Origin of the sequence: Vreelandella vilamensis, from assembly GCF_031451755.1 — a bacterium.
Taxonomy (GTDB): Bacteria; Pseudomonadota; Gammaproteobacteria; order Pseudomonadales; family Halomonadaceae; genus Vreelandella; species Vreelandella vilamensis.
Window position 1 is genome coordinate 1 of record NZ_JARWAN010000077.1, and the last position, 507, is coordinate 507.

The following is a 507-nucleotide window of genomic DNA, read 5'->3' on the forward strand; positions in this document are numbered from 1 at the left end:
TTACATCAGATCGGTAAGCTACGTCATGACGCTAACCTGCGTTGGCTGTACCAGGGAGAACAGAAACCCCGGGGGCGAAAGCGCCGTTACGATGGAAAAGTCCACGTTGAGGACGTGAGCCGATGGTCGCTTGCCGGCAACATGAACGAGACGCAGGTGTATACCGCGATCGTGAACAGTGCGCATTTCAAACGTGACTTACGGGTGGTGTCTCTGGTTAAGCGCTGTGGCAGCAAGGTGAAAACCGCCTTGCTGTTTTCGACGGATACGTCGCTGGACGCCATGACATTAGTGACGTACTACAAGACGCGTTTCCAGATTGAGTTTCTGTTTCGCGATGCCAAGCAGTTTCTGGGACTGAACGACTGTCAGGCCCGCAAGGAAAAGGCGCTACACTTCCATTTCAATGCATCGATGACCGCGCTGAACCTGCTCAAGCTTGAGGATCGACAGCAACAATCAGGCGATAGGCGCGTGATTTCCATCGCCCGCTGGCGAACCCGCAAA

The 507-nt window shown here is 54.2% G+C and carries 1 protein-coding gene; it reads left to right on the plus strand.

What is annotated here, in order from left to right:
* Positions 1 to 507, plus strand: a 507-nt coding sequence (locus QC823_RS16210) for a transposase (protein ID WP_309657372.1), incomplete at both ends; no start/stop codon positions are given.